The organism is Clostridium sp. AF12-41, from assembly GCF_003461685.1.
GTDB classification, from domain to species: domain Bacteria; phylum Bacillota; class Clostridia; order Lachnospirales; family Lachnospiraceae; genus Otoolea; species Otoolea fessa.
This window is the reverse complement of record NZ_QTXO01000001.1, coordinates 682,138-697,068: the sequence shown is the minus strand read 5'-3', so window position 1 is coordinate 697,068 and position 14,931 is coordinate 682,138. Positions and strand designations below refer to the sequence as shown.

The window sequence follows — 14,931 nt, the reverse complement described above, 5'->3', positions numbered from 1 at the left end:
CGGATATGTTTGTTATAATGGAAACAAGATTTTGTACGCGAGAGTACATTAAAAAAGGAGGATGGGATATGAGACATAACCTGAAGGCAGCGGCGGTTTCCGTTCTTGCTATCATGGCGGCACTGGCTATGAGTATTCCGGCATACGCGGCTGACAAAAAGATCTCGGAAGTTAAGTTCCGTGTCAATGCGAAACCGGAAGCGGGCGACAGCATCGGGGATCCGGATGTACAAGTTACGAAGGGTAATGTTGAGATTACCGAGCAGGAGTTTGACAATGACGACAGCGAGTGGGAGAGAGGTGATAAGCCGGTCATCTACCTGACGATCGAGGCAAAGGACGGTTATCAGTTATCCGGCACAAAGCTTTCTGCAACCAAGTCGGCTTACAAAGTTACGAAGCGATCTGGCGATAAGAGCGAGTGGAAAGTTAAGATTACGATGTCAGCTGTTGACGGCGATTTGGATACGGTCGAAGATCTTAGCTGGAGCAATCGTACCGCAACCTGGGACAGCGTATCGTATGCAAGCAAGTATGAAGTTAAACTGTACCGCAACAGTTCTACCGTAACGACTGTTACAACTACAGGCACAAGCTACAATTTCTACCCATACATGACGAAATCCGGCGATTATACCTTTAAGGTGCGCGCGGTTGACGGAAGCGATAAGGGTGAGTGGAGTGACGAGTCCGATGAATATTATATGAATTCTTCAGATGTGTATACAGGTACACCTCCGACCGATAATTCTTCTGGTGGTTCCACTCCGGCAAATGCGAATGGTCAGTGGGTAAACAGCATTTACGGCTGGTCTTACTACATCAATGGTGTACCGGTTAAGAACAACTGGGTATATGTTGATAATGAGTGGTATCATCTGAATGCAAACGGATTCATGGATACAGACTGGATCTATACTGATAATAACTGGTTCTATTTAAACCCGGTATCCGATGGTACGAGAGGCAAGATGCTGACCGGCTGGCAGCAGATTGGACCGTACAAGTATTATCTGAATCCGGTATCCGACGGCACTCGCGGTGCAAGAAAGACAGGCTATCAGTTCATCGATGGCGCATGGTATCTGTTTGACCTGAATAGCGGAGCACTCTGGACTAACATGGTAGCTCCGAACGGTATGATAGCGGATGCAAATGGTGTTCTTCACTAAGGAGATATCCGACTGCAGACCGGAAGAGAATCTGAAATGCGGAAACATACATAAATGAAATAAAAATCAGACAGCGGCAGACAGCGGACGAGCGAAAGCAAGTGGCTGATGCCGCTGTTTTTTGTTTTTCTTGCACAGAAGGGGAGAAAAAGGATATAATAGAGAATCATATTGAGAAGCCGGAGAATTGATGAGGCGGGAATAAGAAACAGAGAGGAGAATCGATAAATTACGATGAAACCAACTGTATTATTGTATAATTTTACTGATTCCAAAAGAAAAATGAAGGTGCAGCAGGCGCTTATGCCGCTGGGATTCCGTTTAAGGGCAGTGAAAAAGGAGGAGTACGGGCTGCCGGTGGGCGTGCTGGCTGGTGTGAAAGGACTGAATGAGGATGTCCTCAGGGAAGCCGGACAGGCAATAGAGGCCGGGGAGGAAACGCAAAAAGAAGGGACCGCGCAGAAACAGGCAGACGGGAGGCTGCAGCGAGAAGTGCCGGAGAATGATTCTTCCAGGAAAATGGATTTCTCGGATGAGATGGCGATCATGGCAGGCTTTTCTTCCGCCCAGATCGATGCATTTATCTATGCACTCCGAAAAAAGGGAGTCGGACGGATTGATTATAAAGCAGTCCTGACACCGTATAATATGAAGTGGGATTCGGTACAATTATACGAAGAGATCAAAAAAGAGCATGAGATGATGACGGGGAAAGGTAAAGACGAAGCATTGTGATGCCATGGGATTGGTGAAAGGTCATTTTACTGCTTGATGTGGAGGTGGAAAGATGCTGGAAAAAGTAGATTTGAATAAATCAGTGGATAAGGAAAACTACAAGAAGCTTCGGGAAGAGATGGATGTGAAGCTGGGAGAATTGCAGCGCGCCTGTAAGGCGGAAAAGATCCCGGTTGTCATCGTATTTGACGGCTTCGGGGCAGGCGGTAAGGGAACGCAGATCAACCGCCTGATCCAGCCGCTGGATCCGCGCGGCTTTGATGTTTATGCGAGCCGGGAGACGGGAGAAGAGGAACGGATGCGTCCATTTCTCTGGCGGTATTGGACGAAGACACCGGAAGATGGGCGAATGATGATCTTTGACAAGAGTTGGTACGATAAGGTTACCGTTGACCGGTTTGACAAAGAGACGAAGCGGCAGGAGCTAAACGGGGCGTTCCGGGATATCCTTTCATTTGAAAAGCAGCTGGCAGATTCCGGCATGATTCTGATCAAATTGTTTCTGTATATTTCCAGGGACGAGCAGAAAAAGCGCTTTAAACGGCTGGAAGAAAGCAAAGAGACTGCGTGGCGTGTGACGGAGGCGGACTGGAAGCGCAACAAGGATTACGATACATTTCTGGAGATGAATGAGGAAATGCTGCAGCGGACGGATACCGGGTACGCGCCGTGGACGATCGTGGAAGCGACTGATAAAAATTATGCGGCAGTCAAGATTTTATCCACCGTCACAGACCGGCTGGAGTATGAGCTGAACCGCCGCCGAATGGAACGCGAGGAAGGGGCGGTGCATCCGCCGGTCAAACTTCCAGATGAGCGGTTTAAAAATGGCGTGCTTTCCGGCGTGGATCTGACGAAAACACTGACACGCGAGGAATATAAGGAACGTCTGGATAAGCTGCAGAAAAAGCTGGAGGTGCTGCACGGCGAGCTGTACCGGCTGCGGATTCCGGTGGTGATCGGCTTTGAAGGCTGGGATGCGGCGGGAAAAGGCGGTGCGATCCGGCGCCTGACAAGCCACCTGGATCCACGCGGCTACAAGGTCAATCCGACGGCGGCACCGAATGATGTGGAGAAGGTACACCATTATCTGTGGCGTTTCTGGCGGGAGATGCCGAAAGCGGGGCATATTGCGATCTTCGACCGCACCTGGTACGGGCGCGTGATGGTGGAGCGGATCGAGGGCTTCTGCAGTGAGGCGGACTGGAAACGGGCATATCAGGAAATCAACGAGATGGAAGAGCACATGGCGAATTTTGGCGCGGTGATCGTGAAATTCTGGATTCATATTGATAAAGATGAGCAGGAACGCCGCTTTAAGGAGCGCATGGAGGCTCCGGCAAAACAGTGGAAGATCACGGACGAAGACTGGCGCAACCGTGAAAAATGGGACGCATACGAGCAGGCAGTCAATGAGATGCTGGTGCGGACCTCTACTACCTATGCCCCGTGGACGATCATAGAAGGAAATTCCAAATATTTCGCGCGCGTCAAGGTGCTGGAAACGGTTGTGGAGGCGATGGAGGAGAAGATCCGTGAGGTAAAAAAGCTGCGTAAGTGATAGAAAGAAGCGGACGGCCGATTTGGTAATCATGTGTGGAAATATGAAGAAGCGCGGTTGCAATTCTTCGTAAGATACAGTAAAATCAATATTTAAAGAAAAAGACGGCAATTTTGAAAAACACAAACATTTGTGTAACTTTGCGTTAAGTGTAGCGATAGAAAGGAAGCGGACAAAATGGAGCAGACAGCAAAAGAGCGCACACTAGCATTTATGGCAGAGCATGCGGGGGATCCAACCCCGATGGAATTATTTCATATGCACGTAAAACACGTGGGAATCAATACAAAATCGGAAGACGAGGCCTGGGAGGTTGCTGAGACACTGGCGCGCCTGATGGGGCTGATGCCGCGCGAGACGGAGAAAGCTGTGTTCAGCGGTGACCTGACGGAAAATATGAAGGTGGAGAGCCACGGAACCTACGGCCATATTGGCTTTGGCGTAAATGATTGCGAGGCGGCGATCCGATACTTTGTGAACCGCGGTATGACGCTTCGGGAAGAGACGAAGCGCTTTGATGAGCAGGGGCGCTGTATTTTCGCCTATTTTAAAGAAGAAGTCGGCGGATTTGCGATCCACCTGGTACAGGATTGATAGCATCAGGCGATATAAAAACGAAAAGGATAGCAATATGAAAAAAATAATCGTGATCGGCGGCGGGGCAGCCGGCATGGCGGCTGCGATTGCGGCGGCGGAAAATGGCTGCGCGGCAACGATCTATGAAAAGAATGAGAAACTGGGAAAAAAGATCTATATCACGGGAAAAGGGCGCTGCAATGTGACGAATGACTGTGATATGGAAGGCCTGTTTGACAGTGTTGTGACAAACAGCCGCTTTTTATACAGTGCATTTTACGGTTTTAGTAACCAGGATATGAAGAATTTTCTGGAGGCGAACGGCTGTCATGTTAAGGTGGAGCGCGGCAACCGTGTCTTTCCGGTGTCTGACCGGGCATCGGATGTGACATCGGCGTTTGCAAGACGGCTGCGGGAACTGCGCGTGAAAGTAGAATTGAATCAGGGAGTCCGGGAACTGTGGCTGGAGGATGGTGTATTAAAAGGTGTGATTCTGGCGCAGGGCGGTAATGAGCGTGGGAAAAAGGGCTCCTACATAGCTGCGGATGCAGTGATCGTGGCGACGGGCGGTTTGTCCTACCCGACGACCGGCTCAACCGGCGATGGTTACCGGTTTGCGGAGGCTGCAGGGCACAAGGTGACGGAACTTTCGCCGGCGCTTGTTCCGTTTGAGACGAAGGAAGATGTGAAGGAGCTGCAGGGACTCTCCCTGCGGAACGTGGAAGCTGCTATTTTAAATGGAAAGAAAGAGGTTTACCGTGAATTTGGTGAGATGCTGTTTACCCATTACGGCGTTTCGGGTCCGGTACTCTTGAGTGCCAGCAGTTATGCAGCGAAAAAACTGAAAAAGGGTCCGCTGACTCTGATGCTCGATCTGAAACCGGCGCTTTCCATGGAACAGCTCGATGCGCGGATTCTGCGCGATTTTGAGGTGGAGAAGAATAAACAGTTTAAAAATGCGCTGAACCATCTGTACCCATCAAAACTGATACCGGTCATAATTCGCCGCAGCGGCATTGAGCCGGACAAGCAGGTCAACGCCGTGACGAAGGAAGAGCGGAGACGGCTGGCGGAGGTGACAAAGCATTTTACACTGACGCTGACCGGGCTGCGAGGTTTCAATGAGGCGATCATTACCCAGGGCGGTGTGACGGTAAAAGAAGTTAATCCATCCACGATGGAGTCGAAGAAGCTTCCAGGGCTTTATTTTGCTGGGGAAGTGCTGGATCTCGATGCAGTCACGGGCGGTTACAACTTACAAATTGCGTGGTCGACCGGTGTGCTGGCAGGACGGAGCGCAGCGGAAAATCATGAATTATAACGATATGAAAAAGGGGAAACGAAATGCCGATTAATATAGCGATTGATGGACCAGCCGGGGCTGGGAAGAGCACAGTGGCAAAGAAGCTGGCGGAAGATTATGGATATATTTATGTAGATACGGGGGCGATGTACCGGGCGATGGCATTGTATTTTCTGCGCCAGGGCATCGACAGCCATGATGAGGCGGCGATCGGACGCGCCTGTGAGACGGTTTCCATTTCACTGGAATATGAAAATGGGATCCAGCAGGTTTATTTAAATGGGGAGAATGTCAGCAGCGAGCTTCGGACGGAGGCGGTTGGAAATATGGCTTCGAATACCTCTGTCTATGCGCCGGTCCGCAAAAAACTGGTGGAGCTGCAGCGTGAATTAGCCGGACGCCGGGATGTCGTGATGGATGGCCGGGACATCGGAACGGCGGTTCTGCCGGATGCGACCCTGAAAGTATATCTGACCGCGAGCAGCCGTGTGAGAGCTGGACGCCGTTATAAAGAGCTGACCGAACGCGGGGAAAGCTGTTCCCTGGAGGCGATCGAGCAGGATATCATCGAGCGCGATTACCGCGATATGCACCGGGAATTGTCGCCTCTCAAGCAGGCGGAGGACGCCATTTTACTGGATACTTCTGCGTTGAATTTTGAAGAGGTAATGCGGGAGATGGAGAAGCTGGTTGAGGCGGCGAAGAAAAAGCAGAAAAATCCCATTGCCGTAGGCAATTTTTGATGGATTTTTGCGCGTGACTGTGAAGGTACTGAACAGTTACGAAAATGCCAGGAAAAAGGAGAAGCCGAAAAGGGGCGGCAGCAAACATGAGACGATTGAAACAAACATGGATCGCCGCAGCACTTGGGATGAGTGTATGGATGACCGCCTGTGCGGGCGCGGCATCGGAGACAGCCACACAGGAAGGGGTTGTCGATGAGGAGAGCCAGGGGGCGATCCGTGAGGCTGTGGCTGAAAATGATCAGGCGCAGGAGCGGCCCAAACGGGATAAAACGCAGGAAACTGAGCGGACGGAACCGCTCACGGTTGAACCAGTCCGGGAAACCCTCAATATGACGCATTTTGACAACTGTACCTTTGCAGCTGGGTTCAAACCGCAGCAGATCCATCAGGATGAAAGCAATGTTATCATCACATTGACGGTCTATGACTATGAGCATTTTCATAAGGCAGATATCGATGAACTGCAGGCGGGAGATACGCTGCTTATCGATGGGAAAGAATGTCTCATTACTTCGATTGACCGACAGGAGTCTGGGCGGATCGAGATCAATGGCGGTCCGGCACAGGGGGGAGAAGAGCTGAGAATGGTAGAGGAGGATTCCTTTTATGGCTCGGAGATGGCAGTCGGGAGAAGTTACCATAAGCTGGGAGAGGTTACGCTGCAGATGGATGAGAACTTTGTCCTGACAGATGATTCTGACCCGGATACACCGCCGCAGGTGTATACCGCGGAAGAATTATTCGCGATCCGTGATCGGCTGATCGGGGAGTTTAAGCCATACAACACGGCTGTGACGGTGAAGAATGAGAAAATTATTTCGATTTACCGGAAATTTATGCCATAAAAAATATAAAATCATTAAGAGGAGGAGAGCACCTTTTATCCGGATGAGAGGTGCTTTTTTGTGTAACAGGAAATTCCTTGGAACTCCCTATTACACAAAAAGGCACTAACGTGCCAATGATGCGCACTCGCGCGAAGCAGAAACATGTCGCAAGCGACCGCGCTCGGCGCGAGAATGTGCCAAGGCACATTCTTTTTCAATATAATTTCCGGGATAAATTGACTTTTAAACATACCCCATCTATAATGAAACAAGCTGATATGGGCAGTGGGTGCCGCTGTTTGTGCCAGATCAGTCAGATTGCTCGGATTGGCAGGCATGGACAGGGGGTAAAAGGGAAACAGGTGCAAAACCTGTGCGATCTCGTCACTGTGAACCGGAGAGTGGCGCCGCAGATGCCATTGCGAAAGTGAGAAGGCGCGGCGTGCATGATGACCCGAAAGCCAGGAAACCTGCCGGCTGTCGTGAACATATCAGTTAAAACTATTTTTGTGCGAGTCACACAAGGAGGAAAACATGAGAAAAAACAAAAAAGTAGTTGTAAGTGCAGCGGCAGTTACGATGTCCGTATTGCTTGGAGCCTGCGGCGGCAGTACATCCAGCCAGGCAACCTCGACGGAGGCGGCTTCTGAGGCAGAGACCGAGGCAGCTGAGAGCGCCGATTCCGATCAGGAAGCAGCAGATAAGGTGGCAAAGCTGATCGATGACATCTATGTACAGGAGCGCACCGATGACACGGATGAGCAGTGCAAGGCAGCCAAAGAGGCATGGGATGCCCTGACTGACGAGCAGAAGGAGCTGGTAGAAGGCGAGAACGCAGATCCAGATTATTTTGGTCGTGATACCGGCGACGCGAGCCTGGACGATCCGCGCAATCAGGATGAGATTGGCGACAAGGAGATCCTGGTAGTCAGCTTTGGTACTTCCTTCAACGACAGCCGTGTGAAAGATATCAAGAGTATCGAGGATTCCATCCAGGAGGCATTCCCGGATTGGGCAGTCCGCCGTGCATTTACCGCACAGATCATTATCAACCACGTTGAGGCTCGTGACGGCGAGTGCATCGACAATATGGATCAGGCACTGGAGCGAGCCGTGGAGAACGGAGTTAAAGAGCTGGTTGTCCAGCCGACCCACCTCATGCACGGTGCTGAGTACGACGAGATGGTTGAGGCGATCGAGAAGTATCAGGATAAATTCGAGCAGGTAGCTGTCGCAGAGCCGCTGTTAGGTGAGGTTGGCGACGATGCAACCGTTATCAATGCAGATAAAGAGGCAGTTGCAAAAGCAGTTGTAGCAGAAGAAGCTTCGGAAGCTGGTTTTAAAGATGCAGCTGACGCAGCCGATCAGGGAACCGCATTCGTTCTGATGGGTCATGGTACCGCACACGTTGCAAAGGTAACCTACAGCCAGATGCAGACCCAGATGCAGAATCTTGGATATAGCAACGTATTTATCGGTACCGTAGAGGGCGAGCCGGAAGAGACTTCCTGTGAGTCTGTTATCGAGGCAGTGAAGGCAGCTGGTTATAAGAACGTCGTTCTTCGTCCGCTGATGGTAGTTGCAGGTGATCACGCAAACAACGATATGGCAGGCGATGATGATGATTCCTGGAAGAGCCAGTTTGAGGCATCAGGTGCATTTGACAAGGTAGATACTCAGATTTCCGGTCTGGGCAGAATTAAAGCGGTAGAATCATTCTATGTTGCTCATACACGGACAGCCATTGATTCTATTGCGAAATAATGTATATGAAAAAGAAATTGAATTTAGCGGCGCTTCTGCTTGCTGCCGCTTTTCTCGGAGCGTGCGGAGGACAGAAACAGGACGCAGCTGACACCGTGGCGCAGACAGAGAGCGCAGAAACCGAGAATGCCGATCAAAAGAGCAGCATTGACCTTGCAGACGGCGTCTACACCGTCGATTTTAAGACGGACAGCAGTATGTTCAAGGTCAATGAATCGAAAAATGGAAAAGGCGTCCTGACGGTCAAGGATGGCGAGGCGACACTCCATATCAGCCTGACCTCGAAAAATATCGTGAATTTGTATCTGGGTACTGCGGACGAAGCCAAGGAAGATGAAGCCGGTTGGCTGCAGCCAACCGTGGACACGGTTACTTACAGCGACGGTCTGAGCGAGGAGGTCAACGGCTTCGATGTGCCGGTTCCGGCGCTCGGAGAAGAATTTGACCTGGCTCTGATTGGTAAGAAGGGCACCTGGTACGACCACAAAGTAAGGGTAGAAAATCCGGTTTCCGGAGAGGCAGAGGACGCGGAAGCGGCATCATCCGAGACGGAGAATAGCGATGATGCGGCAGATGCCCAGAAACCGACAGGGCAGACTGCAGATGTGGCAGACGGCACTTATACCTGTGAGGTAACCCTGCAGGGAGGTTCCGGCAGAGCATCGGTGGACAGCCCGGCGACCATTATCGTCAAGGATGGAAAGGTGACTGCCGATATTGTCTGGAGCAGCCCGAACTATGAGTATATGCTGGTGGATGACGTGCAGTATGATCCGATCCAGACCGAGGGCAATTCCGAGTTCCAGATTCCGGTAACGCTGGATGAGGATGTAGCGGTCAGTGCCTTGACGGTGGCGATGAGCCAGCCGCATCTGATTGATTATACGTTGCATTTTGACAGCGTGACGTTATCAGAAGTTACGAAATAAAAGTAGATAAAAATACCTGTCCAGGAAGAACCTCCCGGTCCTTTTGTACATATTTTGATTACAGAAGGATCCGGGAGGTTTATGTCTATGCGTATCTGTGAACTCAAACAGCGGGAAGTTATAAATGTAAAAGATTGCAAGCGCCTTGGTTTTGTGGGCGACGTCGATTTTGACATCAGCACGGGAAAAATGCTTGCGATCATCGTGCCGGGACCGGGCTGTGTCTGGGGCTTTCTGGGGCGGGAAAAAGAGTACATAATTCCATTCTGCGACATCTGCCAGATAGGGGATGACATTATTCTAGTGAGGCTGAAAGAAGAGAGAGAAAAGAAAGAATAAAGAAGGAGTAGCGGAAAACTTCTGCTTGCAGAAGCGCACTTCCTGCGATATTATAATAAGTATGATATGTTATGAAAACTTGGCGGGGGCATATCAATAAAACCAGAAAAGGGGAAGAGCGATTGAAGTGTCCATTTTGCAACGCGGCTGACACGAAAGTAATCGATTCACGGCCTGCGGATGATAACAGTTCTATCAGACGCCGGAGACAGTGCGAGACTTGTGGAAAGCGTTTTACCACATATGAAAAACTTGAGACAATCCCTCTGATGGTTGTCAAAAAGGATAATACCCGGGAGATGTACGACCGGGCGAAGATAGAGGCAGGAATCCTGCATTCCTGCCACAAGCGCCCAGTCTCTCCGGGACAGATTTCGGCGTTGATCGACGATGTGGAAAACAATTTATTTAACCGGGAAGAACGGGAGATCTCGACCGCGGTGATCGGGGAACTTGTGATGGAGCGGTTAAAGGATCTGGATGTGGTTACCTATGTGCGGTTTGCATCGGTATACCGGGAGTTTAAAGACGTCGATACATTTATGGAGGAACTGCAGAAGATACAGCAGCGGAATGTGCCGTCGTATGAGTCTGGAAAGAACGGGGAAGAGACCAGATGATGGGAAATGCGTTTTATCCGGATGAATGGCTGGATTCTGCGTATGATATCCCGTATGAGCAGTTTTACCAGAAGGGAATGCGGGGTATCATATTTGATATTGACAATACGCTGGTGCCGCACGGTGCCCCGGCGGACGAGCGGGCAGTACAGCTGTTTGAACGTTTGCGGGCGATCGGGTTCCACACCTGTCTGCTCTCGAATAATAAGGAGGCGCGGGTCGCCCCGTTTGCCGGACAGGTAGGTTCGGATTATATTTACAAGGGCAGAAAACCGAAGCGCAGCGGATACAGGCAGGCGATGCGCCGGATGGGAACGGGCGAGCGCTCGACGATGTTTGTCGGGGATCAGCTCTTTACGGATGTGTACGGGGCGAGGCGGACAGGCATCTATTCGATTCTTGTAAAGCCGATCAATCCGAAGGAAGAGATCCAGATCGTGTTAAAGCGGTATCTGGAGAAAATTGTCCTGTGGTTCTATGTGAGAAGACAGGAAAAAAATAGCGGAAGTTTGTAGTTGGGTGTTTTTGAACGGTTTGAAAGAGCTTGCCAAGTGGCAGAACTGGATGCTGACAGGAGTGCCGGAAACGGTGGAAAATCAGTTGTTTTCAGAAAAAATATCGGCAATTTTAGAAAAATAAGGGGCGGAATTGACATGATGTGCCCTGTGTTTTCAAAAAAGTAGTTGAAAAAGAGGATTTTATAGTATAAAATAAAAAAGATAAAGCGAGTATTTTCAAGGAGGAGCATCATTTATGATATCAGCGGGCGATTTTAGAAACGGCATCACACTGGAGATTGATGGCAACGTATACCAGATCATGGAATTTCAGCACGTAAAACCGGGAAAGGGAGCTGCGTTCGTTCGTACTAAAATTAAGAACGTAATGAATGGCGGCGTTGTAGAGAAAACCTTCCGTCCGACCGAGAAGTTCCCGTCTGCCAGAATCGACAGAGTTGATATGCAGTATCTGTATTCCGATGGCGACTTATACAACTTCATGGATGTAAACACATATGAGCAGGTAGCTTTAAACCAGGAGACAATCGGCGACGCACTCAAGTTCGTAAAAGAGAACGAGATGTGCAAGATCTGTTCTTACAACGGCAAGGTATTCTCCGTAGAACCGCCGCTGTTCGTAGAGCTTGAGATCACAGATACAGAGCCGGGCTTCAAGGGCGATACTGCTACAGGCGCTACCAAACCGGCAGTTGTAGAGACTGGCGCTACTGTATATGTACCGTTATTCGTAAACCAGGGCGATAAGATCAAGATCGATACACGTACTGGTGAATATCTGTCCAGAGTCTAAGTTATAACATATACGTCAGAAAGGTCTTCACGATACCGTTTGTACCCTTGTAGGGAGGCAGTCGTGTCACTGACAGGTTTCTGACTGGAAACAGAGATTACTGTTTGTGGCAGGCATTTTCCTTTGCTGGTTATGCAGCGCATGAACAGTAGCAAGCAGAGAAACTGTTGTAAGATCCGGAGGAAACGTCGAGATTTTACAGCAGTTTTTTTGCTTAACATATCGGGGAGGCGTCTATGACGCGTCCGTTGGTTCATCTCAGAGAGCAGCTTCAGAGTGAGCAGTGCTCATGGGGAGTGATAAATATGGAGAACGGAAGAGAAGACCGTCTGCGTCTGGGGGAAGAGGATGAGCTGGGCCGAAGATCTGGTGGCAGGAAGAGGCGTACATCCGGCAGGCAGACGGCAATCCGCCGGGAGAGGACGAGGCAGCAGAAGAAGCGCCGTGTGATGATGCGGCTGTTTTTGTGTCTGCTTATTTTCCTCCTAGGTGTGGGGACAGGCTGGACGCTGCGCGGGAAAACAATCCGCAAGCTGATCGATCCATCCACGATCGAGATGCCCAACTGGGTAGATGAGCAGCTTCTCACGGTCAACCGATATTCCAGACCGGGGACGAATATCCCGGTCATCAACGGGATCGTGATTCACTATGTGGCAAATCCTGGGACGACGGCACAGCAGAACCATGATTATTTTGAGGGATTGAAAGATCAGAGCGGCAGTAACACCGTTTCTGTTAGCAGCAATTTCGTGATCGGCCTGGACGGCGAGATCATCGAGTGCGTTCCGGTCGGGGAGAAGGCATATGCCTCCAATGAGAGGAATGCGGACACCGTTTCAATCGAGTGCTGCCATCCGGCGGCGGACGGAAAGTTCACAGACGAGACGTATGACTCGCTGGTAAAACTGACCGCATGGCTGTGCAAACAGCTCGATTTAAGTCCGAAGGACGTGATCCGTCATTATGACGTAACTGGAAAGGCGTGCCCGAAGTATTTCGTGGATCATGAGGATGCCTGGAAGCAGTTCCGCAAGGATGTGAAAAAGGCAATGCGGAAGGATATATCAGATGAGAGATGACTCCCACCTCTTCAGGTGGCGAGGAGCAAATTAGTATCAGTGGTGGGAGTGGGGCTCCCATCTGATATAGCCTCCGGCAGGATTGCTTAAGATGCGCAAAAGAAATATGTCATGCTTTGCATGACGCGCATCTCGCAGCAAGAATGCAGAGGCATTCTTGAAAATATGCGATATAAATTATGAAAGGGAATCTAGTATGAAAACGATTTTAGATTTGATCGTGGAAGAACTGAAACCGGCGTTTACCGGCTGCGGGTACGATGAGAAGTACATCCGCGTAACGGTATCAAACCGCCCGGATCTCTGCGAGTATCAGTGTAACGGCGCGATGGCAGCTGCCAAAGCGTATAAAAAGAAACCGATCGATATTGCCAATGAGGTGGTGGAAAAGACAGCCGGAAGCAAGATGTTTTCCGAGATCAACGCTGTGATGCCAGGATTTATCAATATCCGTCTGAATCCGTGCTACCTGGCATCCTATGTACAGCAGGTGGCAGAGGATGAAAAGCTGGGACTCAACGCAGCTGAGAAGCCGGAGACGATCATTATCGATTACGGCGGTGCCAATGTAGCAAAACCGCTGCATGTCGGACACTTACGTTCCGCGGTCATCGGAGAGAGTATCAAGCGCATCAGCCGCTATATGGGACACCATGTCATCAGCGATGTGCATCTGGGTGACTGGGGATTGCAGATGGGACTGATCATCGAGGAGCTGCATGACCGTCAGCCGGATCTGGTATATTTTGATCCGGATTATACCGGCGAGTATCCGTCGGAGCCGCCGTTTACGATCTCCGAGCTGGAGGATATCTATCCGGCAGCGAGCGCGAAATCCAAGGTAGATGCGGCATTCCGTGAGCGGGCACAGCAGGCGACCTTCAAGCTGCAGAGCGGCTATGCACCGTTCTATGCGATCTGGAAGCATATCATGAATGTGTCCTTGAAGGATCTGAAAAAGAACTATGGCAATTTAAATGTATCGTTCGACCTCTGGAAGGGCGAGAGCGACGCGCAGCCATATATTCCGGGATTGATCGAGGATTTACAGAAAAAGGGTCTCGCCTATGAGAGCGATGGCGCGCTGGTTGTCGATATCGCACAGGAAGGGGATGCGAAGGAATATCCGCCTTGTATCGTCCGCAAATCCGACGGTGCGGCGCTGTATGCGACTTCCGATCTGGCGACGATCATCGAACGTGAGCAGGATTTCCATCCGGACCGCTACATTTACGTTGTAGACAAACGCCAGGAGCTTCATTTTATCCAGGTATTCCGTGTGGCGAAGAAGGCGGGCATCGTCAAAGAAGATACACCGATGATCTTCTTGGGCTTCGGTACGATGAACGGCAAGGACGGTGGTCCGTTCAAGACACGTGAGGGCGGTGTTATGCGTCTGGAGCACCTGATCAAGAATATCGATGAGAAGGTATATGAGAAGATTCAGGAGAAGCAGAAGGTTCCGGCGGATGAGATGACACGCACGGCGGAGATTGTCGGTCTGGCGGCACTTAAATATGCCGATCTTTCGAATCAGGCGACCAAAGATTACATTTTCGATGTAGACCGCTTTATTTCCTTCGAGGGAAATACAGGTCCACATATCCAGTATATGATCGTCCGCATCAAGTCCATTCTGGAGAAATACAAGGAACTGTGTGGTGCGGATGCTAAAGTGGTTCCGATCCGTCCGGCTGAGAGCGAGACAGAGAAAGCACTTCAGATGGCGCTCTGTCGTTTCGGCGAGGTGACAGAATCTGCATTCTACGAGACGGCGCCGCATAAGCTCTGCCAATACATGGCGGCAGTGGCGGATGCGTTCAATGCATTCTATCTGGAAAATAAGATCCTCTCCGAGGAGGACACAGCGAAGCAGGCAGCCTTTATCAGCCTGATCACGCTGACCAAGCGGGTGCTGGATACCTGTATGGATCTGCTCGGAATGGAATCGCCGGAACACATGTAA

General features: G+C 50.4%; 16 protein-coding genes and 1 riboswitch. All 16 genes read left to right on the top strand.

The genetic code is table 11. The features are described 5' to 3' along the window. The first annotated feature begins 68 nt into the window (after positions 1–68). Positions 69–1,172 carry a hypothetical protein gene (locus tag DWV73_RS03050; protein WP_117795625.1) on the top strand — a complete coding sequence of 368 codons (1,104 nt, stop codon included), beginning with the start codon at positions 69–71 and terminating at the stop codon, positions 1,170–1,172. A gap of 234 nt (positions 1,173–1,406) precedes the next feature. Next, positions 1,407–1,907, top strand: a complete 501-nt coding sequence (locus DWV73_RS03045; RefSeq protein ID WP_117795623.1) for a DUF3783 domain-containing protein — start codon at positions 1,407–1,409, stop codon at positions 1,905–1,907. Positions 1,908–1,959: 52 nt separating this feature from the next. Next, positions 1,960–3,468 (top strand): polyphosphate:AMP phosphotransferase, encoded by a 1,509-nt coding sequence (gene pap, locus DWV73_RS03040; RefSeq protein WP_117795621.1) that lies wholly within the window; start codon positions 1,960–1,962, stop codon positions 3,466–3,468. Between the two features lie 177 nt (positions 3,469–3,645). Next, complete coding sequence (locus DWV73_RS03035) at positions 3,646–4,062, top strand: VOC family protein (RefSeq protein WP_227589675.1); 417 nt, start codon at positions 3,646–3,648, stop codon at positions 4,060–4,062. A 37-nt stretch (positions 4,063–4,099) separates the two neighbouring features. Continuing rightward, complete coding sequence (locus tag DWV73_RS03030) at positions 4,100–5,365, top strand: NAD(P)/FAD-dependent oxidoreductase (protein ID WP_117795619.1); 1,266 nt, start codon at positions 4,100–4,102, stop codon at positions 5,363–5,365. A gap of 23 nt (positions 5,366–5,388) precedes the next feature. Further along, positions 5,389–6,090: a (d)CMP kinase gene (gene cmk / locus DWV73_RS03025; RefSeq protein WP_117795616.1), complete on the top strand. Its 702-nt coding sequence runs from the start codon at positions 5,389–5,391 to the stop codon at positions 6,088–6,090. 86 nt (positions 6,091–6,176) lie between these two features. After that, on the top strand, positions 6,177–6,938 hold the full coding sequence (locus DWV73_RS03020) for a hypothetical protein (protein WP_147341922.1): 762 nt from the start codon (positions 6,177–6,179) through the stop codon (positions 6,936–6,938). A 297-nt stretch (positions 6,939–7,235) separates the two neighbouring features. Next, a riboswitch (cobalamin riboswitch) is annotated at positions 7,236–7,413 on the top strand. Between the two features lie 41 nt (positions 7,414–7,454). Then, positions 7,455–8,684, top strand: coding sequence for a sirohydrochlorin cobaltochelatase (locus DWV73_RS03015; RefSeq protein ID WP_106999997.1), 1,230 nt, complete (start codon positions 7,455–7,457; stop codon positions 8,682–8,684). 5 nt (positions 8,685–8,689) lie between these two features. After that, positions 8,690–9,613, top strand: a complete 924-nt coding sequence (locus DWV73_RS03010) for a hypothetical protein (RefSeq protein ID WP_117795806.1) — start codon at positions 8,690–8,692, stop codon at positions 9,611–9,613. 87 nt (positions 9,614–9,700) lie between these two features. Next, complete coding sequence (locus DWV73_RS03005; protein ID WP_106999996.1) at positions 9,701–9,952, top strand: YlmC/YmxH family sporulation protein; 252 nt, start codon at positions 9,701–9,703, stop codon at positions 9,950–9,952. 122 nt (positions 9,953–10,074) lie between these two features. Then, entirely contained in the window at positions 10,075–10,572 is a 498-nt protein-coding gene (gene nrdR / locus DWV73_RS03000; RefSeq protein ID WP_117795612.1) for a transcriptional regulator NrdR, read from the top strand. After that, entirely contained in the window at positions 10,572–11,087 is a 516-nt protein-coding gene (locus DWV73_RS02995) for a YqeG family HAD IIIA-type phosphatase (RefSeq protein ID WP_107000417.1), read from the top strand. The genes nrdR and DWV73_RS02995 overlap by 1 nt, the downstream gene beginning before the upstream one ends. 36 nt (positions 11,088–11,123) lie before the next feature. Continuing rightward, entirely contained in the window at positions 11,124–11,255 is a 132-nt protein-coding gene (locus DWV73_RS13065) for a hypothetical protein (RefSeq protein ID WP_270228417.1), read from the top strand. Positions 11,256–11,325: 70 nt separating this feature from the next. After that, the gene (gene efp / locus DWV73_RS02990) at positions 11,326–11,883 is read left to right on the top strand and encodes an elongation factor P (RefSeq protein ID WP_022358740.1); all 558 of its coding nucleotides are present in this window, start codon (positions 11,326–11,328) and stop codon (positions 11,881–11,883) included. Between the two features lie 305 nt (positions 11,884–12,188). Beyond that, entirely contained in the window at positions 12,189–12,965 is a 777-nt protein-coding gene (locus DWV73_RS02985; RefSeq protein WP_242995716.1) for a peptidoglycan recognition family protein, read from the top strand. Between the two features lie 196 nt (positions 12,966–13,161). Then, a complete protein-coding gene (gene argS, locus DWV73_RS02980) occupies positions 13,162–14,931 on the top strand; it encodes an arginine--tRNA ligase (RefSeq protein WP_117795611.1) in 1,770 nt (589 codons plus the stop codon).